Source organism: Flavobacterium sp. FG19 (genome assembly GCF_057809475.1).
The window spans coordinates 141,634-164,243 of sequence record NZ_JBMDKA010000001.1 but is presented as its reverse complement, the minus strand read 5'-3'; the positions used below and the strand labels follow the sequence as shown (position 1 = coordinate 164,243).

Sequence of the window (22,610 nt, the reverse complement as noted above, 5' to 3'; positions counted from 1 at the left end):
TAAGTTTAGTAATAACTTGAAACATTAAACCTGAAACTTCAAACAAAAAAACAAAAAACAACACAATGAATACAGAAGAATTTGGTTTTGAAACACAAGCCATCAGAACACAATTAGAAAGATCACAATATTTAGAGCATTCGGTGCCTTTATACTTATCGTCAAGTTTTGTATTTGAAGATGCCGAAGACATGCGTGCTTCTTTTACAGAAGAAAAAGAAAGAAATATTTACAGCCGTTTCAGCAACCCAAACACTACAGAATTTGTAGATAAGATCTGTAAAATGGAAGGGGCTGAGTCTGGTTATGCATTTGCTACAGGAATGGCAGCAGTATATTCTACTTTCGCGGCATTATTAAACTCTGGAGATCATATTGTTTCTGCAAGCAGTGTTTTTGGTTCTACTCACGCCTTGTTTATGACTTATTTTCCGAAATGGAATATCGAAACTTCGTATTTCGAAATTAATAAGCCGGAAACAATTGAGAGTTTCATTAAACCAAACACCAAAATATTATACGCTGAATCGCCTACTAATCCGGGAGTAGATGTAATTGACTTGCAGTTACTGGGTGATATTGCTAAAAAACACAACCTGATTTTAATTATTGACAACTGTTTTGCAACGCCATATTTGCAACAGCCAATTAAATTTGGAGCGCATTTGGTAATTCATTCAGCAACAAAATTAATCGACGGACAGGGACGTGTTTTAGGAGGAATAACCGTTGGAAATGCCGATTTAATCAGACAGATTTATTTGTTTTCAAGAAATACGGGACCTGCTTTAGCGCCATTTAATGCGTGGGTTTTGTCAAAAAGTTTAGAGACTTTGGCAATTCGCGTTGAAAGACACTGCGAAAATGCGCTAAAAGTAGCTGAGTTTTTAGAAAGCCACCCAAATGTAAACAGCGTAAAATATCCGTTCCTAAAATCGCATCCGCAATACGAAATTGCCAAAAAGCAAATGAAACATGGCGGAAACATTATCGCTTTTGAAATTAAAGGCGGTATCGAAGCAGGAAGAAAATTCCTAAACTCAATAAAACTTTGTTCTCTTTCTGCAAATATTGGCGATACAAGATCAATTGTTACGCACCCGGCTTCTACAACACACAGCAAATTATCTGAAGAAGATCAATTGGCAGTGGGAATCACACAAGGTTTGGTTCGTGTTTCTGTTGGTTTGGAAACAGTAGAAGATGTAATTGCAGATTTGAAGCAGGCGCTTGGATAAACCATTTTAGACTTTAGATATTAAGTCGTAGATTTTAAATTATAGAACGACGGTTTTAACTGTAAATGAATTACTGTTAAAAACCGTCGTTTTTTTGTTGGTAGTTTGTGTAAAAGGTCTATTTTTGTTTTTCATTTTTAATTTGTAAACCTATTATAGTCAATTTAATAAACTAACCAGCCATGAGTAACTCTACTTACATTCTTGATGATAAATTATTAGCTTCCGGCGGCAGCCGTTTCGTAAATTATATTATTGATATTATTGCGATACTTGTTCTTATTTTTGTTATTTCATTAATATTTGCTTTCATAGCAAGTTTTCTGGGAATGAATGAATTTTTGTACTGGCTGGGAAATTTAAGTGATTTAGAAGGGCAGCTGGTCTTTTTGGTTATTTCTATTTTTTATTATTCCTTTATGGAAGGTCTTTTTGGAAGATCATTTGGAAAATTTGTAACCGGAACTATTGTAGTGGATGAGAATGGTGAAAAACCTGCTTTTGGTACTATTTTTAAGAGAACTTTATGCCGCTTAATTCCTTTTGACGGTTTTTCTTTTTTAGGGAGCAGAGGCTGGCATGACTCTATTTCTGATACCTATGTAGTTAATAAAAAGGATTTGGAGAAAGAAGTAAAATTGTTTTATGAATTCAATTTAATCGGAAATAGTGAAATAGTTTGATAGGATTAGTAGAATTTAACTAATCAACTGTTAGTATTCTCATTTAAAAAGCCTATTTTTGTTGCAGAAAAACAGGGAGTGTGTTTATTTTGGAAAAAATCTAAAATTTGCAGTCTTATCTAAAATATAAAAATGCTTTCAAAGAAGACAAAATACGGAATTAAAGCCCTTACATATTTAGCCAGGAGAGAAAATAACGAACCTGTTCAAATTGCCGAAATTGCGAAAAGCGAACATATTTCGATAAAGTTTCTGGAAAGTATCTTATTGCTGCTGCGTAATTCAGGTTTTCTGGGCGCTAAAAAAGGCAAAGGAGGCGGGTATTATTTAATAAAAGATCCAAAAGACATCAGTATGGCAAAAGTCTATCGTATTCTGGAAGGACCAATTGCATTACTTCCCTGTGCCAGTCATAATTTCTATGAAAAATGTGATGATTGTGATGATGAAGCTACTTGTGCAGCACGACGATTAATGACCGAAGTCAGAGATAATACACTTAAAATATTAGAAAGTAATTCTTTAGCAGATATTGCTTTTTAAGATTATATTTTTGGAAATAAAAAAGACCATTTCAATAAACAGAAATGGTCTTTTATGTTGTAAAAGTATTTTGATCTAAAAAATCAATTTATATCCCGCCATAAATAGCATTACAGCAATCGCATTCCTAAGAAATTGATCCGGTACTTTTCCGCTCAGCATACTTCCCATGTAAATTCCGGGAAGAGATCCCATTAATAATTGCCCCAATAAACCAATATCTAAATTTCCCATAGAAGCATGCCCAATTCCGGCAACTAATGTCAAAGGAACAGCATGAGCAATTTCAGTTCCGACTAATCTTGGTGTTGGTAATAATGGATAAAGGAAAAATAAAGTGACAGTTCCTAAAGCTCCGGCTCCAATAGAAGTTAAGGTTACAGTTGCACCAAGTAATATTCCAATTCCGATAGTCAGTGCATTTTGCGTAGTGCTTTCACTGTGAAATTTATCTCCTGCGTGTTTTTGAGAGAACTTCAAAATTTTATTTTTGAATATAATGGCTACAGAAGTAAATAATAATGCCCATCCTAAACTGTACTTTATAACACTATTTATAGTTTCAATGTCAGTTTTGATGCTGTTTAAAATCCATAAAGTTACTAATGCGGCGGGAACACTGCCAAGAGTCAGCCAGCCAGTGATTTTCCAGTTGATGTTTCCTTTTTTGTTGTGTACAAATACACCTCCTGCTTTGGTAAATGCGGCGTATAATAAATCGGTTCCTACTGCGGTTGTTGGCGGAATATTAAAGTATAATAAAATGGGAGTCATTAAAGAACCGCCGCCCACTCCAGTCAGTCCAACAATAAAACCAACGACTAATCCTGCAATTACAAGACCTATTTGAAAATCCATAAATAAAAGTTTGGGGGCTAAAATACAACAATTTTACAATAATCCTATCGATTTTATAGAGATTGAAAAATGTATTTAATAACCAAATTTTTTTGAGGTATAAATTGTTGAAATATCTTGTAAAAGTGCATTATTTGTGAAATTATACGGTATAATTCTTAAAACTCTCTTTTAGAATGTGATAAAAGGTTAATTGAGGGCTTAAAAAAATAAAAATATTGCTTTGTAATTTAGAAATAAGTAGTATTTTTGCAAAGTAATCTACTAACCCGATAGGGTAATGGGTTTTCAAGACAAATTTAAACTTGTTAACATGGAGAAAGAACTGAAAATAAATAATACTGCTTCTTTTAAAGAGAAGCTTTGGATTGGCATTCCTGTTGTTTTACTAGTAGGTTTATTATTCACTTTGATATACAATCATCACGCTGAATTTTCCTGGGACGGATTTGTAGCAGGATTCAATCAGGAATTTTTAGTGTTTTTTGCCATTGGAGTTTTTGCACAGTTGGTTGATGGTGCTTTAGGAATGGGATACGGAGCAACTTCAACGTCATTTTTATTGGCTTATGGAGTTCCGCCGGTTGTGAGCAGTACGGCAGTTCACGTTTCAGAAATGTTTACAACGGGAGCGTCGGCATTGTCTCATCATCGTTTTGGAAACATCAATAAAAAACTGGTAAAACATTTATTGATTCCGGGAGTTTTGGGTTCTATAACGGGAGCTTATTTATTGTCTGATGTAATTGACGGTGATGTTATCAAGCCTTTTATTGCGGTTTACATGATTGTTTTGGCTTCGATTATTATCAAAAAAGCGTTGAAGAAAAATGTTGAAAAAAAGAAAACTAAAAAATTAGGCGTTTTAGCTGTTTTTGGAGGTTTTATGGATTCAGTTGGCGGCGGCGGCTGGGGACCAATTGTAACTTCAACATTATTAGGAAGAGGAAGAAACCCTAAATATACAATTGGTTCTGTTAATGCTGCTGAATTTGCAATTTCATTTGCAAGCGGTATCACATTTATGCTTTTTGGAGGAATTCACGGCTGGCAGGTTATTATTGGATTAATTGCCGGAGGAGTTATTGCAGCGCCAATTGCGGCATTTTTAGTAACAAGAATTAAAAGAAAACCAATGATGATTGCCGTTGGGATTCTAATTATAGTATTGAGTTTGAAAACATTATCTAAATTATTGTAAAAGATAATTTTAGAAAGGAGAGATTTATGAGTGCGAGTATTGTACAAGAATTATTAGAGAAAACTGCAGCTCTTTCGCTTGACGAAACCTTAGTTTTTTTAGCAAAAGAATTTCCGGGAAAAGTCATTTTTTCGACTTCTTTCGGGCAGGAAGATCAGGTAATTACCGATTTTATTGCAAAAAGTGATACAGATATTACCATTTTTACCTTAGATACAGGAAGATTATTTCAGGAAACGTATGATGTTTTTCATAAAACATTAAAAAAATACAAAAGACCAATCGAGGTTTATTTTCCCGAAGCAGCATCAGTAGAAAAACTGTTGCAGGAAAAAGGACCAAACAGCTTTTACGATTCAGTTGAAAACAGAAAAGAATGCTGTTTTATTCGAAAAGTGGTTCCGTTACGAAAAGCTTTGGCAGGAAATTCAGTCTGGATTACGGGATTAAGAGCAGAACAATCAGAAAACAGACAAGATTTAAGTCTGTTTGAATACGACGGAGGTTTCGAAATCATCAAATTCAATCCGTTACTAAAATGGACTTTAGAAGAAGTTGAAACGTATTTGTCTGAAAACAATGTTCCTCAAAATGCTTTGCACAAACAAGGTTTCGTAAGTATTGGATGCGCGCCTTGTACGAGAGCAATTTTTCCAGGAGAAGATATCAGAGCAGGAAGATGGTGGTGGGAGTCAAGCCATAAAGAGTGTGGGCTTCATAGTGCGAAAAAAGAGTAAAGAGAATAGAATATAGATTATAGAATAAAGAGTGGAGATTTTAGATTAGGTGAAAAACTTGAAACTTTAAACCTGAAACAAAACTTTTCACAAACAAAATATCAAACAAAAAAACAATGAGTTCAGTATTAAAAACAAACGCTTTAGAGAGTGAAGCGATATACATTTTCAGAGAAGTAATTTCACAGTTTGACAAACCGGTTTTACTTTTCTCAGGAGGAAAAGATTCTATTACGTTGGTGCGTTTAGCGCAAAAAGCATTTTTCCCTGCTAAGATTCCGTTTCCTCTTTTGCACGTTGATACGGGACACAATTTCCCTGAAACGATTGCTTTCAGAGATAAATTGGTAGAAGAATTAGGTTTAGAGTTGATCGTTCGTAATGTTCAGGATGCTATTGATGAAGGAAAAGTGGTGGAAGAAACTGGAAAATATTCTAGTAGAAACAGCTTGCAGACAACAACACTTTTAGATGCAATTGAAGAATTTAAGTTTGATGCTTGTATTGGTGGCGCACGTCGTGATGAGGAAAAGGCAAGAGCTAAAGAACGTATTTTCTCTGTTCGTGATGATTTCGGACAATGGGACGAAAAAAATCAGAGACCTGAGTTGTTTGATATATTAAATGGAAAAATTGAAAATGGACAAAACGTTCGTGTTTTCCCAATTTCAAACTGGACAGAATTAGATGTCTGGAGTTATATCGAGAAAGAAAAAATCGAGATTCCTTCAATCTATTTCTCACATAAAAGAAAAGTTTTTTTGAGAGACGGTTTAATCTGGTCGCATTCTCCTTTTGTGTACCAAGAAGAAGACGAACAAATCGAAGAAAGAATTGTTCGCTTCAGAACCGTTGGAGATATGAGTTGTACCGCAGCTGTTGAATCTTACGCAGCAACAATCGAAGAAGTAGTTGGAGAAATCAGGTCATCAACCATTTCTGAAAGAGGAGCCAGAATCGATGACAAACGTTCTGAAGCGGCGATGGAAAAAAGAAAACAACAGGGATACTTTTAATTCAATTAAAAATCTAGAATTAAAAATTAAAAGTTAGAATCAAGAAAACAAAAACATACAGATTTAAAAGTTTCGAGAGAACATGAAACTTTAAACCTGAAACAATATATTAAGATGGACGTTTTAAAAATAGCAACAGCAGGAAGTGTAGATGACGGAAAAAGTACTTTGATCGGGAGATTATTGTATGATACAAAATCATTGACGACTGATAAAATAGAAGCAATCGAAAAAAGCAGTAAACAAAAAGGATACGATTACCTTGATTTTTCTTTGGCAACTGACGGATTGGTAGCAGAAAGAGAACAAGGAATTACGATTGACGTTGCGCATATCTATTTTTCGACTGCAAAGAAAAGTTACATTATCGCCGATACTCCAGGTCACGTAGAATATACTAGAAACATGGTTACAGGAGCTTCGACTTCTCAGGTTTCTATCATTTTGATTGATGCTAGAAAAGGTGTAATTGAGCAAACTTACCGTCACTTTTTCATCAATAATTTATTGAGAGTAAAAGAAGTAATCGTTGCCATCAACAAAATGGACTTAGTAGATTACTCAGAAGAAGTTTTCAATAAAATCAAAGCTGATTTTGAGGCTTTAAATGCAAAAAGTACTTTCAAAGAGCAAAACGTAAGTTATATTCCGTTAAGTGCAATCAACGGTGGAAACGTGGTTGATAAATCAGAGAATATGCCTTGGTACGAAGGACAAACTGTTTTAGAACATTTAGAAGGATTACATTCTCATGATGTTTACGAAGCAGGAAAAGCACGTTTCCCAGTTCAGACAGTTATTCGTCCGAAAACAGACGAATACCATGATTTTAGAGGATACGCAGGAAAATTATACGGAAACTCCATTAAAGTTGGAGATGCTGTAACGGTTCTTCCTTCTTTAACAGAATCAACAGTTACTAAAATTCACTTTTTCGATAAAACATTTGATGAGGCTACTGCAGGTTCTTCAATCACAATCGAATTAGAAAATGATATCAATGTAACGAGAGGTGATATGATTGTAAAATCAAGCGAACTTCCAAAAATTGAGAAAGACATCACAACCACAGTTTGCTGGATGGACAGTAAAAAACTGGTTGCAGGAACTAAATATTTGGTACAACACAATACCAACAGAGTTTTAGCAAAAGTAGAAAGCATCAAAAATACAATTGCTACAGATTACTCTGGAACGACAGAAGCTTCACAATTAGCCATCAACGAAATTGGAGAAGTAACAATCAAATTAAGCAAACCGTTATATTTTGATTCATACAACGAAAACAAATCAAACGGAGCTTTCATCTTAATTGATACAGCAACTAACACAACAGCAGGAGTAGGTTTCATTAGATAGTTTGTAGTTTTTAGTTGATAGTTCTGCTGTCAACAACCAACTATAAACAATCAACAACTAACTACAAACTAAGAGAAATGGAAAGTTTTAGAACAGAAATAGAAAATCCGGTAGTTCAGAAGGAGATTATCGAATTAGAAAAAAAGATTCACTTATTCCGCGGAGGAAAAATTGATGATGAGCGTTTTCGTAGCCTTCGTTTAGCGCGTGGAATCTACGGTCAGCGTCAGGAAGGCGTTCAGATGATTCGTATCAAATTGCCTTATGGAAAAGTAACCAGTGAGCAATTAGTGCGTATTACACAAGTTTCAGACAAATATTCCACAGGACGTTTGCACATTACAACACGTCAGGATATTCAGATTCACTACGTAAGTTTAGACAGAACTCCTGAGCTTTGGGCAGATTTGGCTAAAGACGATATCACACTTCGTGAAGCTTGTGGAAATACAGTTAGAAATATCACAGGAAGCGAATTGGCTGGAGTTGACGTAAACGAACCATTTGATGTTTCGCCTTATGCACACGGACTTTTCCAATATTTGTTAAGAAACCCAATCTGTCAGGAAATGGGACGTAAATTCAAAATTTCGTTCTCATCTTCAGATGAAGATACGGCTTTGAGTTATTTGCATGATTTAGGATTTATTCCGAAAATTAAAGACGGACAAAAAGGTTTCAAAATCATGTTTGGTGGAGGTTTAGGATCTCAGCCTGCACATGCTGAATTACTTTCAGAGTTTGTTCCCGTAAACGAAATCATTCCAACAGCAGAAGGAATCATTCGTATTTTCGACAGATACGGAGAACGTGCCAAAAGAATGAAAGCGCGTATGAAATTCTTAATCAAAGAAATGGGAAGAGATGTTTTCCTTGATTTGGTTGAAAAAGAGAAAAAAGCCATCGCTTTCGAAACTTACGAAATAGATACAACCGCTTTCGACGGACCAATTACAGAACCGTTATTAGAAGTTCCGCAAGTTACAATTGAAGATACAGAAGCGTATGAAGCGTGGAGAAAATCGAATGTAATCAAACAGAAACAAGACGGTTATTATGCTATCGGAATCAAAGTTTTATTAGGGGATTTTTATACTGATAAAGCGAGATTATTAGCCGATTTAATCAAGAATTACGGAGCAAATGAATTGCGTTTTTCATTGCGTCAAAATATTGTAATACGTCACATAAAAGAGGAGAATCTTCCTTTCTTTTATCAAGAATTAGCCAAACTTGACTTTGTTCAATTAGGATATAATTCAGTTGGAGATATTACGGCATGTCCGGGTACTGATACTTGCAACTTGGGGATTGCAAGTAGTACCGGTATTGCAGAAGAATTAGAAAGAGTTTTAACGGCAGAATATCCTCAGTATTTAAACAACCGAGAAATCGAAATTAAGATTTCGGGCTGTATGAATGCCTGCGGACAACACAATATGTCTGCAATTGGATTTCAGGGAATGTCTATCAACTCAGGAAAACTAGTAGCTCCGGCTTTGCAAGTTTTATTGGGTGGAGGAAGATTAGGAAACGGAGCAGGACGTTTTGCTGATAAAGTAATTAAAATTCCAAGCCGCAGAGGTCCAGATGCATTGCGTACAATCTTAAATGATTTTGATGCAAATGCAAACGGAGAGAAATTCCTAAACTATTACGACTTAAAAGGAGAGAAATATTTCTACGAAATCTTAAAACCTTTCGCAGATGTAACCAATTTAACAGAAGCGGATTTTGTGGATTGGGGTAACGCAGACAACTACGTAAAAGCAGTTGGAGTTGGAGAATGTGCTGGAGTAGTGATTGATTTAGTAGCGACATTGTTGTTTGAAGCTAAAGAGAAATTAATCCTAGCTCAGGAATCTTTCGACGAGAAAAAATGGTCAGATGCCATTTATCATGCTTACGCAGGATTTGTAAACGGTGCAAAAGCATTGTTATTAGCAGAAAACCAAAAAACAAACCACCACGCAGGAATCGTGGATTTGTTTGACACTGTTTTTATCGAAACTAGTAAAATTGAATTGAATTCAACTTTTAAAGATTTGGTTTACCAAATCAATCAAAAAGAACCATCTGAAGCTTTCGCTAAAGATTACATTGCTCAGGCAGTAGTTTTCTTTGATAAAATCGAAACATTTAGAGCACAGGAATTAGCAAATGCATAATATAAAACCCAAAATAACTTTAGTCGGTGCAGGTCCGGGCGATCCCGATTTACTGACGCTGAAAGCTGTAAAAGCATTGGCTGAAGCAAATGTGGTTTTGTACGACGCTTTAGCCAACGAAGAAATTCTGGATTATGGGCCTAAAAATGCCATTAGAATTTTTGTTGGAAAAAGAATCGGAAATCATGCTTACACGCAGGATCAAATCAATCAGCTGATTGTAGATAATGCACTGACCTACGGAAACGTGGTGAGATTAAAAGGCGGAGATCCTTTTATTTTTGGAAGAGGCGGAGAAGAAGTTGATTTTGCAGAAAGTTTCGGAATAGAAACAATCGTAGTTCCGGGAATTTCATCAGTAGTTGCAGTTCCGGCAAGTCAGGGAATTTCGATCACAAAAAGAGGAGTTTCAGAAAGCTTTTGGGTAATTACAGGAACAACGTCTGACAGAAAATTATCTTCGGATATTGCTTTATCAGCCAAATCTTCTGCAACAGTTGTAATTTTAATGGGAATGCACAAATTGCCTCAAATCATCGATTTGTTTCAAAAAGAAGATAAAGGAAATTTGCCCGTTGCAATTATTCAAAATGGAACAACAGCAGAAGAAAAAGTTGGAGTTGGAACGGTTGATTCGATTTTAAATATTGTAAAAGAAAAAGAATTAGGTTCGCCGGCAATTATTGTTTTAGGCGAAGTTGTCCGCGAAAGCAACAAACTAAAAGGATTTTATGAAGAATTTCTATCAAAAGAAGTTTCAAGATAATAAAACATAGCCCGAGGTTTCAACCTCGGGAACGCATGGATATTTAATTCAAAAATGCATCAAAAAATCATCTAATTTTGTTTAGATGAAATTAAATTAAAATGGAACAAAACGAATTATATCCAATATTTCTAAAGCTTCACAATTTAAATGTCTTGATTGTAGGCGGAGGAAATGTAGGTCTGGAAAAGCTTTCTTTCTTGCTAAAGTCAAGTCCGAATGCAAATGTAGAGGTAGTGGCAAAAGAATTTCATTTAGAAATAAAAGTTCTTGCAGAAAAGCATCCTTCGATAACATTGACGAGGTCGAAGTTTAAAAAGAAAATGCTCAAAAAGCGCCACATGGTAATTGCGTGTACAGACGATTTGAAAGTCAATAAAAAGGTTTACGATTTAGCCAGAAAACGTTATCTGATTTGCAATATCGCCGATACACCAGATTTATGCGATTATTATCTGGGCGGAATTGTAACAAAAGGAAATGTAAAAATTGCCATTTCAACAAACGGTAAATCGCCAACAACAGCCAAAAGGCTTCGAGAGTTTTTCGAAGAAGTAATTCCCGAAGATATCAATCAAATGGTTGAGAATCTGAATGAATACCGAAAAACTCTAAAAGGCAATTTTGAAGAAAAGGTTAAAAGAATGAACGAGATTACCTCGTCATTAAAAAATAAAGAATCGTAAAAGTTCCGAAGGAACGTTTCATTTTGTAGCGTCGGGTTTTAACCCGATGAACGATGAGATTAAAAAATAAAGAGTAAAAAGGTTTCGGAAAGAAATTAATGATAAAAATCATTGAAAGTACAAGGATTTATTCGTTTCTTTGCGTTATTAAGAATGATTATAAACAACAACATAATGATTAAAACAGATATACTTATAATTGGAGCAGGCCCAACAGGTTTATTTGCCGTATTCGAGGCAGGATTGTTAAAATTAAAATGCCACATTTTAGATGCGCTTCCACAACCAGGAGGACAACTATCAGAGTTATATCCAAAAAAACCAATCTATGATATTCCTGGATTCCCAGAAGTATTAGCCGGAGACTTAGTTGACGGATTAATGGAGCAAATCAAACAATTTGAGCCAGGATTTACTTTAGGAGAACGTGCTGAAACAGTTGAAAAGCAAGAAGACGGAACATTCATTGTAACATCAAACAAAGGAACTAAATTCCACGCGCCAGTTATCGCAATCGCTGGAGGTTTAGGAAGTTTCGAGCCTCGTAAACCACTTATCGAAGATATCGAGTTTTATGAAGATAAAGGAGTAAAATACTTCATCAAAAATCCTGAGAAATTCAGAGACAAAAGAGTTGTAATTGCAGGAGGAGGAGATTCAGCATTAGACTGGTCGATTTTCTTAGCAAACGTAGCTTCAGAAGTAACTTTAATTCACAGAAGAAACGAATTCAGAGGAGCTCTTGATTCAGTAGAAAAAGTACAGGAATTAAAATCAGCAGGGAAAATCAAATTGATCACGCCAGCTGAGGTTATTGGAATCAACGGAGCAGAGCACGTAGAGTCATTAGACATCGAAGAAAACGGAGCACACCGTAAAATCGATTGCGACTATTTCATCCCGCTTTTCGGATTAACACCAAAATTAGGCCCAATTGGCGACTGGGGATTAGAAATCGAGAAAAATGCTATTAAAGTAAACAATGCATTAGATTACCAAACTAACATTCCGGGAATCTTCGCCATTGGAGACGTAAACACATACCCAGGAAAATTAAAGTTAATCCTTTGCGGATTCCACGAAGCAACTTTAATGTGTCAGGCTGCTTATTCAATCATCAACCCAGGTAAAAAATATGTATTGAAATATACAACAGTATCTGGAGTAGACGGTTTCGACGGAACTCGTAAAGAAGCACCAAAAGCGGTTGTGAAGGCGATTGTTTAAGTTGCTGAGATTCTAAGTTTCTAAGATACTAAGATTTTTATATAGAAAGCTCAAACTTTTAGTTTGGGCTTTATTTTTTAGCAAAGTATATAAAACATAGCCAGTGGTTTCAACCACTGGAACACAACGAATAGACGTAACGCATAATCACAATACGTTCCCCGTGGTTAAAACCACGGGCTATGTTCGAAAAAAGGAGCCAATTTTAAAACTTAGAATCTTAGCAACTTAGAACCTTAGAAGCTTGAAGAAAAAACATTTGCAAATCGAAACCCTATTTCATACCTTTGCACTGTTCTTAAAATTATTGTTCGTTATCACGAAAGGCGGAGGGATAGACCCGATGAAACCTTAGCAACCCTTTACCATAAAGAAGGTGCTAAATTCTACTTTTATACGACATTTTCCAGTATTCAAGATAGATAACACAAATACATTACAAGTATTTCTCAAAACTTTTCCAGACAACATACAATATTTACCGAAGCAATTCAGTAAGGAGCGAATCATTGGCGCATTTTTGCAGTCAATAGTTCCCGCTTTCGCCTATATCTCTCCATTTCATTGCGAGGATGCCGGCTCAATCGGGGCTAATGAGCCAGCAATAGTGAGTTTTTGGAATCAAAGTGAAAAAATATAGAAGGCTAAATCCGACAGGTTTTCAATCCAGAGGTTTCGGGACTGTTAGGTTTAAATAGAGCCTTAAAAATTAAAAATAAAAAAACTTGGCGCCTTAGCGTCTTAGTGGCAAAACAACATGGCAATTACGATAAAAGAAGCAATAAAAAAAAATATCCTAATCCTTGACGGCGCAATGGGAACAATGTTGCAACGCTATAATTTCTCAGAAGAAGATTTCAGAGGAGAGCGTTTCAAAGATTTCCCGCATCCGTTAAAAGGAAACAACGATTTACTATCCCTAACACAACCCGGCGCCATCCGCGATGTACATGCCGCTTATTTTGAGGCAGGCGCTGACATCGTAGAAACCAACACTTTCTCCGGAACGACAATCGGTATGGCCGATTATCACATGGAAGATTTGGTTTACGAGTTAAACTACGAATCGGCAAAACTTGCACGCGAGGTTGCTGATGAGTTTACCGCAAAAAATCCCGAAAAACCACGTTTTGTTGCCGGTTCAATCGGACCAACAAACCGTACAGCAAGTATGTCGCCAGACGTAAACGATCCGGGTTACAGAGCTGTAACGTTCGACGATTTAAGAATTGCGTACAAAGAACAAGTAGAAGCGTTAATGGATGGAGGTTGTGATTTACTTTTGGTAGAAACGATTTTCGATACCTTAAATGCAAAAGCAGCGCTTTTTGCAATTGAAGAAGTAAAAGAAGAGCGTAATCTGGATATTCCAATCATGGTTTCAGGAACGATTACAGATGCTTCAGGAAGAACACTTTCTGGGCAGACAGTTGAAGCTTTCTTGATTTCAGTTTCACATATTCCTTTGTTAAGCGTAGGATTCAATTGTGCCCTTGGAGCCGATTTGCTAAAACCATATTTAAAAACATTAGCACATAACACAAGCTTCAATGTTTCGGCGCATCCAAACGCAGGATTGCCAAACGCTTTCGGACAATATGATGAAACACCAGAGCAGACACAAGCATTCATTAAAGAATATTTAGAAGATAATTTAATCAATATCATCGGTGGTTGTTGCGGAACAACTCCAGATCATATTCGATTAATGGCTGAGGTTGCGAAGGATTATAAACCGAGAGTGGCGCCGGTATTTGCATAAATGTTTCCTGCAAGGTTTTTAAAACCTTGTAGATTTAAATAGATACAGATGTTTAAAGATTAGCAATTTCAAAAGTGGCTGTAGAACATATTGTTTATTCAGAAAACGGAGAAGTTTTTAAAGCTTTTTTAAATTCACACTGGTATGATACAGTGAGTCCATATTTATTTTGTGTGTCCGAATTAAAAAGTATTAAAAGGAAGATTGACAATAACGAAAAATTCAACATAGAAAGTAATGGCAAAATTTACCCTATTACGACAAATTTAGAATTTAAGACATGGATAGAGAAGGTGTTTTATGGAGGATTCGAGAAACATGTTTTTATGGATTAAAGTAAATTGACAAACTAGAATGTTTTGCAGAGAATAGTGTTCCGTAGGAACAATATATTGGTAGCAACGAAAAAATTGATTTCGAAATGATAATTGAAATCATTAATAATAAAAATGTTGTTTTGGAACCGAGTCTGCGTGAGGGATAGAAGTGAAAAGCCCGCAGTCTCGTCTTTTGACGAGACGAGGACTTGTAACGGATAGCCCGGTTCGCCGCGGCGAAACACGCCCAAATTAAAATTGAAATCATAAATACCTACAAGGTTGTAAAAACCTTGCAGGATAGAAATAAGAATAAAAAAACTCAGAATCTAAGCATCTTAGGATCTCAGTAACTTTAAAAAAAATGGCAGAAAAAAGAAGAGACCTTGTATTATCAGGATTAGAACCGTTGATTATTACGCCGGAAAGTGTTTTCGTAAATGTTGGAGAGCGTACAAACGTAACAGGTTCAAGAAAATTCTTGAGACTAATCAAGGAAGAGAAATATGACGAGGCACTTGATATTGCAAGACAACAGGTAGAAGGAGGAGCACAGATCATCGATATTAATATGGATGAAGGAATGCTTGACGGTGTTACGGCAATGACTAAATTTTTGAATTTAATTGCCGCAGAACCAGACATTTCGAGAGTGCCGATTATGATCGACAGTTCGAAATGGGAAATCATTGAAGCGGGTCTAAAAGTAGTACAAGGAAAAAGCGTTGTAAACTCGATTTCGTTAAAAGAAGGAGAAGAAGCCTTTATTCACCATGCTAAATTAATCAAACGTTACGGCGCGGCGGCGATTGTAATGGCTTTCGACGAAGTAGGTCAGGCTGATAATTACGATCGTAGAGTGGAAATTTGTGCGCGTTCGTATGATATTTTGGTGAACAAAGTTGGGTTTCCTCCGCAGGATATCATTTTCGATTTAAATATTTTCCCAGTTGCAACGGGAATGGAAGAGCATAGATTGAACGCATTGGATTTCTTTAGAGGAACAAAATGGGTTCGTGAAAATTTGCCACATGCACATATAAGCGGTGGTGTAAGTAACGTTTCGTTCTCTTTTAGAGGAAATGATACCGTTCGTGAAGCGATGCACTCTGTGTTTTTATATCACGCAATTAAAGAAGGAATGACAATGGGAATCGTAAACCCAGAAATGTTGACGATTTACGATGATATTCCGAAAGACTTATTAGAATACGTTGAAGACGTAATTTTAGATAGACGTGATGATGCAACCGAAAGACTTTTGGATTTTGCCGAAAGCATAAAAGGCGAAGCAAAAAGCGACGAAAAAGCTGTTCAGGAATGGCGTTTAGGAACTGTTCAGGAGCGTATTACGCATTCGTTGGTAAAAGGTGTTGATACTTTTATTGAAGATGATGTTGAAGAAGCGCGTTTGGCAGCAACAAAACCAATCGAAGTTATCGAAATCAACTTAATGGCGGGAATGAATGTGGTTGGAGATTTGTTCGGAAGCGGAAAAATGTTCTTGCCTCAGGTAGTAAAATCGGCTCGTGTAATGAAAAAAGCCGTGGCTTATTTATTGCCTTTTATTGAAGCCAGCAAACAAGCCGGAGACAAACAAGGAAACGGAAAAATCCTGATGGCAACTGTAAAAGGTGACGTTCACGATATTGGTAAAAACATCGTTTCGGTAGTTTTGGCTTGTAACAATTACGAGATTGTAGATCTTGGTGTAATGGTTGCTCCTGAGAAAATTATTGCAGCGGCGATTGAACATGAAGTTGACATCATCGGCTTAAGCGGACTGATTACGCCTTCGCTTGACGAAATGGTGTATCTGGCCAAAGAATTAGACAAACAAGATATTAAAATTCCAATTATGATTGGTGGAGCAACAACTTCACGTGCACATACAGCCGTGAAAATTGCGCCTCAGTACAGAGAAACCGTAATTCACGTAAACGATGCTTCGAGAGCCGTTACCGTTGCTGGAAATCTGTTGGATCATAATAGAAAAATATATGCTGCCGATATTCGTGCAGAATACGATTCGTTTAGAGAAACCTTCTTAAATCGTTCGAGAGATAAAAACTTCTTGACGATTGAAGACGCGCGTAAAAACAAATTACCATTGGATTGGAGCGAATATACTCCAGTTAAACCAAAAGTAATCGGCGCACAAACCATCGAAGTAGAATTGGACGTTTTAGTTCCGTATATCGACTGGACACCATTTTTCCAGACTTGGGAATTGTACGGAAAATATCCGGCAATTTTAACGGATGAGGTTGTAGGTAAAGAAGCGACTTCTGTTTTTAATGATGCTCAGGCAATGCTGAAAGTAATTTTAGCAGAGAAAAAACTAAAAGCAAAAGGTATTTACGGAATTTTCCCTGCAAATCAGGTGAATGATGACGATATCGAATTGCGTGATGAAAATGGAAAAGTATTAGAGAAATTCTTAACGCTTCGTCAACAATCTCAAAAAACAAAAGGCGCTCCAAACATCGCTTTGGCTGATTTTATTTTGCCAAAAGATAACGGTGTAACCGATTATATGGGAGCTTTCTGCGTAACAACTGGTTTTGGTGTTGACGAATGGGCTGCAGAATACGAAAAGAATCTAGATGATTATAATTCGATTATGGTTAAAGCCCTTGCGGATCGTTTTGCTGAGGCTTTCGCCGAATATCTTCACGAGCGAGTGCGTAAAGATTTCTGGGGTTATGACAGCGAAGAATCTTTAACCAACGAAGAATTGATTAAAGAAAATTATAAAGGAATTCGTCCAGCTCCGGGTTATCCGGCTTGTCCAGATCACTTGGAAAAACCTACAATCTGGAAGCTTTTAGATGTTGAAAAACAAATAGGAGTAAAGCTGACAGAAAGCATGGCGATGTGGCCAGCTTCATCGGTTTCAGGATATTATTTTGGAAATCCAAAAAGCCGCTATTTCGGACTCGGAAAAATAAAAGAAGATCAGGTAACAGATTACGCCAAACGCCGAAATGTACCACTTGATTACGCAATGAAATGGTTAAACCCTAATATAGCAGATTAATAAAAGTTATTTTGGTTTCAGGTTTCAGGTTTCAAGTTCTCTACGGCAGCTTGAAACCTGAAACCTGAAACTTGAAACAAAAAATAAATAATGAAAGTAACAGAACATATAGAAAACGCCAAAGGAAAAACATTATTCTCATTTGAAATTATTCCGCCTCAAAAGGGGAAAAGTATTCAGGAATTATACGATAATATTGATCCGTTAATGGAGTTTAATCCGCCGTTTATTGATGTAACGACTTCTCGTGAGGAGTATATTTACATTGATAAAGGCAACGGACTTTTAGACAAAAAACTGACTCGTATGCGTCCGGGAACGCTCGGAATTTGCGCTTCTATAAAACATAAATATAATGTAGATACGGTGCCGCACTTGCTTTGCGGCGGTTTTACCAAAGAAGAAACCGAATACATGCTGGTTGACTGTCATTATTTAGGAATTAACAACGTAATGGCGCTTCGAGGTGATGCTATGAAAGACGAGCAATCCTTTGTGCCAAAAGCAGGAGGAAATCATTACGCAGTTGATTTGGTAAAACAAATTAAAGATTTAAACTGCGGGCAATACCTTCACGAAGTAATCGATACCGATAACAAAGCAGATTTCTGTATTGGAGTTGCGGGTTATCCGGAAAAACACTTAGAATCACCTTCTTTACAATCAGATTTAAAAAGATTAAAAGAAAAGGTAGACGCAGGAGCTGATTACGTAGTTACTCAAATGTTTTTTGACAATTCAAAATATTTTGCTTTCGTAGAAAAAGCAAGAGAAATGGGGATTACAATTCCGATTATTCCTGGAATTAAGCCAATCGCTGTTCAAAGACATTTACAAGTTTTGCCACAAATTTTCAGAATTGATTTACCAGAAGATTTAATCGATGCTGTAGATAAATGCAAAAACAACGCTGAAATCAAACAAGTCGGAATCGAATGGGCAGTTCAGCAGTCATTAGAATTAAAAGCCGCTGGAGTTCCGTTTTTACACTATTATTCAATGGGTAAATCTGAGAATATTCGTCAGATTGCTAGTCAGGTTTTTTAGTCTTCTGACTGATATAACATACGGTTTGTCATTTCGACGAAGGAGAAATCTTCGCAAGTAGCTCCGTAACGGGAGTCTAATCTTTGTAGAGTTTCTCGCGAAGATTTCTCCTTCGTCGAAATGACAAGAATGTGGAAGATGATGTTTGGAATTTGGAATTTTTTAATTGGAATTTAATTTTAAAAATCATGAAACAAGAAGAACTACAAGCCATAGCCTCTCAATTAAAACATCCATCGGGAGAAAAAGGAATCGAAATGGGAAATATGATGAACGAAACGAACATCAATATGACCAAACATTCGATTCTGAATCTAAATATTTCAAATGAAAACAGAATTCTGGAACTAGGCCACGGAAACGCAGGCCACGTAGAATTTTTGTTTGAACAAGCCGAAAAACTCAAATATTACGGACTGGAAATGTCGGAACTGATGTTTCAGGAGGCACGACAGATTAACCGAAATTTTGTTTCTCAAAAACAGGCTTTCTTTTCACTTTATGATGGAAACGCAGTTCCGTTTGAAGATGAATTATTCGATAAGATTTTCACTGTAAATACCATTTATTTTTGGCAGAAACCCGAAGAATTGCTTTCGGAAATCTACAGAGTTTTAAAACCAAACGGAAATTTCTGTCTGACATTTGCTGAAGAAGATTTTATGAAAAAACTGCCTTTTACGCAATTTGAATTTGAATTGTACAGTACCGAAAAAGCGCAGGAATTAATCAAAAAATCAGATTTTAAAATCGTTTATACTGAAACACAGACAGAAGAAGTAAAAAGCAAAACCGGCGAATTGGTCGAGAGAGCATTTACAACTATTGTTCTGGAGAAATAATTTTTTTTGCCACAGATTACACGAATTAACACAGATTAAAAAATCCTTTCTAATCTTTTTAATCTGTGGCAAAAAAAATCTTCGCAAATTTTTCAGTACTTTCATTCTTTATTATTAACCTTTCTGAATTATAATTCTCTTCAATATGGAAGTTAAGAAAATCAATTTTTTGCAGAATTACAGCAGTATTTTATGGCTTCTTGGCGGTATTATAATTGGGAGTGTTTTCGGGTTAGTATTTGGAGAAGATGTTCTGATTATAAAACCGTTGGGCGATATTTTCCTGAATTTACTTTTCACAGCCATTATTCCGTTGATTTTTTTCACGATTGGTTCTTCGATTGCTAATTTGGAACGGACAGAAAAATTAGGAAAATTGTTTGTTATCATGATTCTGGTTTTTCTGGCTACAATCTTGATTTCAGCCATTGTAATGATTTGCGCCGTTTATCTTTTTCCGATACATGAAGATATAGCAATTGCCAAAGTTCCGTTTGAAGAAGTAGCTTCAGGATCAGCAGGAGATCAAATTGCAAAACTGCTTACAGCCAATGATTTCTTCGAATTATTGTCCAGAAAAAGCATGCTGGCATTGATTATTTTCTCTTTTTTAGTTGGTTTTGCTACACTACAATCCGGTGAAAAAGGAAAAGCTTTTAAGAGTTTTTTGGACTCAGGAAATGAGGTAATGAAACAGCTTTTGAACATCATCATGAAATCGGCACCAATAGGTTTAGGAGCTTATTTTGCTTATCAGGTTGGTATTTTTGGCCCGCAGTTATTTGGCGTTTATGCAAAACCAATGGCAGTTTATTATGGTGCCTGCATTTTTTATTTCTTCGTTTTTTTTAGTTTATATGCACTTGTCGCTGGCGGAAAAAGAGCTTTTAAAGTCTTTTGGAGCAATAATATTACACCATCTTTAACCGCGGTAGGAACCTGTAGTAGTATTGCTACTATTCCTGCGAATTTGGACGCAGCAGAAAAAATGGGAATTCCATCACATGTCAGGAATTTAGTAATTCCGCTTGGAGCGCCTTTGCATAAAGACGGTTCCAGTATGTCGTCTATCTTAAAAATAACCTTTTTGTTTGCCATGTTTGGTAAAGATTTTTCAGATCCAATGACGATTCTTCTCGCTTTAGGAATTACAGTTGTCGTTTCTATCGTCGAAGGCGGAATTCCAAACGGAGGTTATATTGGAGAAATTCTAGCTATAACAGTTTACGGCTTCCCAATGGAACAAGCGCTTCCGGTTGCTATGATTTTGGGAACTTTGGTTGACCCAATAGCTACTTTATTAAATGCCAACGGCGACGTAATCTGTTCTATGATGGTTTCAAGATTCTCCGAAAAAACAAAATGGTAGCTAGATTTTAAAAATTCCAAGTCTTAAACTCCAAATTCCAAAATCTGCCGAAGATCAAATCAGCAGTTCTTCAAATAAAAATGATATTAAATTTATTTTCATCTGAATCAACCAGCATGAAATCTAATACTCTATACTATGAATTCAATATTACAACACGATCTCGATAACTTCGAAAATATTTTAGAAAAGGCAAAACAACAGGGGATGGATTTCCTGAATAATCTGGATGCTATTCCAACTTCAAACAAAAACACAATTGATCCAAAACGCGGTTTGAACGAATTAGGTTTAGGTTCTGATGAAGCTTTAAAAGAGTTTAAAGAACGATTAGCGCCTTTATTAGTTTCTTCTCCAGGACCTCGTTATTGGGGATTTGTAACGGGAGGTTCTACACCAGCTTCTATTGTTGGTGACTGGCTGGCATCAGTTTATGATCAAAATACACAATCGGTAACTTCGCAAGGTGGAAATTCGGCTTTAATTGAATTTGAAACGATTAATTTGCTGCTTCAGTTATTAGAACTTCCAGACTCCTTTTTGGGCGGATTTGTGACAGGAGCTACAATGTCCAATTTTACGAGTTTAGCCGTTGCCAGACAATGGTTTGGGAAACAGTTTGGAAAAGACTTTGCTAAAAACGGAATCTCTGAAACCATCAATATTTTAACAGCAACACCGCATTCTTCTTCTGTGAAATCATTATCAATGTTAGGAATCGGAAGCCAGAATTATACGGTTGTAAAAACAATCGAAGGCAATCGTGAAGCTTTGGATATTGCAGATTTAGAAGAAAAAATAAAAGCCTTAAATGGAAAACCTTTCATTTTAATTTCAAGTGCCGGAACCGTAAATACTGCTGATTTTGATGATTTTGAAGCAATTGCAGCACTAAAAGAAAAATACAATTTCTGGTGGCATATTGACGGTGCTTTTGGTGGATTTGCTGTGGTTTCAGAAAAATACAAACATTATGTAAAAGGCTGGGAAGAAGCAGACAGTATCACGATTGACTGTCATAAATGGCTGAATGTGCCTTACGAAAGTGCTTTTTATTTGATTCAAAAAGAGCATATTAATTTACAGATTGAAACCTTCCAAAATTCAAATGCTCCCTATTTAGGCAATGCTCGGGAAAATTTTAATTACCTGAATGTAGTTCCTGAAAATTCACGCCGTTTAAGAGCGCTTCCGGTTTGGTTTTCTCTGGTGGCTTATGGAAAAGAAGGTTTTCAGGATTTAATTGAAAAAAGTACATTATTGGCGCTTCATTTTGGAAATGCGTTAGTTGATGATGGTAGATTTGAACTTTTAGCACCAATCCGATTAAACAATGTTTGTTTTACTTTAAAAGGAAATGAAAATCAGGACAAAGTGGCTGCATTTTTAACGGAGCTGAATGATACCGGAAAAGTATTTATGACACCGACTTTCTATCAGAATAAAAAAGGTATTCGTGCTTCATTTGTAAACTGGAGAACAACCGAGGAAGATATTAAAATTGTGATAGAGGAGATGAAATCACTATTAGAATAATTTAATTTCAGAATAAAACGGTCTTTATTAGAAAATCCTGCTTATAAGGCAGGATTTTTTGTTTTTTGTAAGTTTTTTTATAAAACTTAATTCTGAAATCGCAATAAAGTGATTTTATATTTTAATGTTATTTTAATCTAACATTAAGAAAATCTTAAGATTTTTTCTTTTTTTTATTGGAAAACCATTTTTTATATGGATTGATAAAATTATTT

The 22,610-nt window shown here is 36.0% G+C and carries 18 protein-coding genes and 1 riboswitch; of the genes, 17 read left to right on the top strand and 1 reads right to left on the bottom strand.

Translation table 11 applies throughout. The annotated features are described in order from the left end of the window. The first annotated feature begins 65 nt into the window (after positions 1-65). The 3 genes from ACODST_RS00695 (at position 66) to ACODST_RS00685 (ending at position 2,464) form a co-directional block, all read left to right on the top strand. Complete coding sequence (locus tag ACODST_RS00695) at positions 66-1,238, top strand: trans-sulfuration enzyme family protein (protein WP_488930193.1); 1,173 nt, start codon at positions 66-68, stop codon at positions 1,236-1,238. Positions 1,239-1,420: 182 nt separating this feature from the next. Continuing rightward, positions 1,421-1,921, top strand: a complete 501-nt coding sequence (locus tag ACODST_RS00690; RefSeq protein ID WP_488930192.1) for an RDD family protein — start codon at positions 1,421-1,423, stop codon at positions 1,919-1,921. A gap of 132 nt (positions 1,922-2,053) precedes the next feature. After that, positions 2,054-2,464, top strand: coding sequence for an RrF2 family transcriptional regulator (locus ACODST_RS00685; RefSeq protein WP_115888189.1), 411 nt, complete (start codon positions 2,054-2,056; stop codon positions 2,462-2,464). Positions 2,465-2,539: 75 nt separating this feature from the next. Here ACODST_RS00685 and ACODST_RS00680 read toward each other — a convergent pair whose 3' ends face one another. After that, on the bottom strand, positions 2,540-3,322 hold the full coding sequence (locus ACODST_RS00680; RefSeq protein ID WP_488930191.1) for a sulfite exporter TauE/SafE family protein: 783 nt from the start codon (positions 3,320-3,322) through the stop codon (positions 2,540-2,542). A 313-nt stretch (positions 3,323-3,635) separates the two neighbouring features. On the opposite strand from ACODST_RS00680, the gene ACODST_RS00675 reads away from it, so the two are divergent. From ACODST_RS00675 to ACODST_RS00610, 14 genes are all read left to right on the top strand, one after another. Continuing rightward, positions 3,636-4,523, top strand: a complete 888-nt coding sequence (locus ACODST_RS00675; protein WP_488930190.1) for a sulfite exporter TauE/SafE family protein — start codon at positions 3,636-3,638, stop codon at positions 4,521-4,523. A 26-nt stretch (positions 4,524-4,549) separates the two neighbouring features. After that, entirely contained in the window at positions 4,550-5,260 is a 711-nt protein-coding gene (locus ACODST_RS00670; RefSeq protein ID WP_488930189.1) for a phosphoadenylyl-sulfate reductase, read from the top strand. 116 nt (positions 5,261-5,376) lie between these two features. Beyond that, positions 5,377-6,276, top strand: coding sequence for a sulfate adenylyltransferase subunit CysD (gene cysD, locus ACODST_RS00665; protein WP_008466601.1), 900 nt, complete (start codon positions 5,377-5,379; stop codon positions 6,274-6,276). 114 nt (positions 6,277-6,390) lie between these two features. Continuing rightward, on the top strand, positions 6,391-7,635 hold the full coding sequence (locus tag ACODST_RS00660) for a sulfate adenylyltransferase subunit 1 (protein ID WP_488930188.1): 1,245 nt from the start codon (positions 6,391-6,393) through the stop codon (positions 7,633-7,635). Positions 7,636-7,712: 77 nt separating this feature from the next. Further along, positions 7,713-9,803, top strand: coding sequence for a HEPN domain-containing protein (locus ACODST_RS00655; RefSeq protein WP_488930187.1), 2,091 nt, complete (start codon positions 7,713-7,715; stop codon positions 9,801-9,803). After that, positions 9,796-10,569 carry a uroporphyrinogen-III C-methyltransferase gene (gene cobA / locus ACODST_RS00650; protein ID WP_488930186.1) on the top strand — a complete coding sequence of 258 codons (774 nt, stop codon included), beginning with the start codon at positions 9,796-9,798 and terminating at the stop codon, positions 10,567-10,569. The genes ACODST_RS00655 and cobA overlap by 8 nt, the downstream gene beginning before the upstream one ends. A gap of 101 nt (positions 10,570-10,670) precedes the next feature. After that, complete coding sequence (locus ACODST_RS00645) at positions 10,671-11,255, top strand: precorrin-2 dehydrogenase/sirohydrochlorin ferrochelatase family protein (protein ID WP_488930185.1); 585 nt, start codon at positions 10,671-10,673, stop codon at positions 11,253-11,255. Positions 11,256-11,429: 174 nt separating this feature from the next. Continuing rightward, on the top strand, positions 11,430-12,482 hold the full coding sequence (locus ACODST_RS00640; protein ID WP_177211081.1) for an NAD(P)/FAD-dependent oxidoreductase: 1,053 nt from the start codon (positions 11,430-11,432) through the stop codon (positions 12,480-12,482). Positions 12,483-12,793: 311 nt separating this feature from the next. Next, positions 12,794-12,911, top strand: a riboswitch (SAM riboswitch). A 328-nt stretch (positions 12,912-13,239) separates the two neighbouring features. Beyond that, positions 13,240-14,244 (top strand): homocysteine S-methyltransferase family protein, encoded by a 1,005-nt coding sequence (locus tag ACODST_RS00635; protein ID WP_488930184.1) that lies wholly within the window; start codon positions 13,240-13,242, stop codon positions 14,242-14,244. 681 nt (positions 14,245-14,925) lie between these two features. After that, entirely contained in the window at positions 14,926-17,601 is a 2,676-nt protein-coding gene (gene metH / locus ACODST_RS00630) for a methionine synthase (RefSeq protein WP_488930183.1), read from the top strand. Positions 17,602-17,691: 90 nt separating this feature from the next. Then, positions 17,692-18,648 (top strand): methylenetetrahydrofolate reductase [NAD(P)H], encoded by a 957-nt coding sequence (gene metF / locus ACODST_RS00625; protein WP_488930182.1) that lies wholly within the window; start codon positions 17,692-17,694, stop codon positions 18,646-18,648. Between the two features lie 188 nt (positions 18,649-18,836). After that, the gene (locus ACODST_RS00620; RefSeq protein ID WP_488930181.1) at positions 18,837-19,490 is read left to right on the top strand and encodes a class I SAM-dependent methyltransferase; all 654 of its coding nucleotides are present in this window, start codon (positions 18,837-18,839) and stop codon (positions 19,488-19,490) included. Positions 19,491-19,635: 145 nt separating this feature from the next. Further along, entirely contained in the window at positions 19,636-20,859 is a 1,224-nt protein-coding gene (locus ACODST_RS00615) for a dicarboxylate/amino acid:cation symporter (RefSeq protein ID WP_488930180.1), read from the top strand. A 138-nt stretch (positions 20,860-20,997) separates the two neighbouring features. Then, positions 20,998-22,395 carry a pyridoxal phosphate-dependent decarboxylase family protein gene (locus tag ACODST_RS00610; RefSeq protein ID WP_488930179.1) on the top strand — a complete coding sequence of 466 codons (1,398 nt, stop codon included), beginning with the start codon at positions 20,998-21,000 and terminating at the stop codon, positions 22,393-22,395. Positions 22,396-22,610 lie beyond the last annotated feature (215 nt).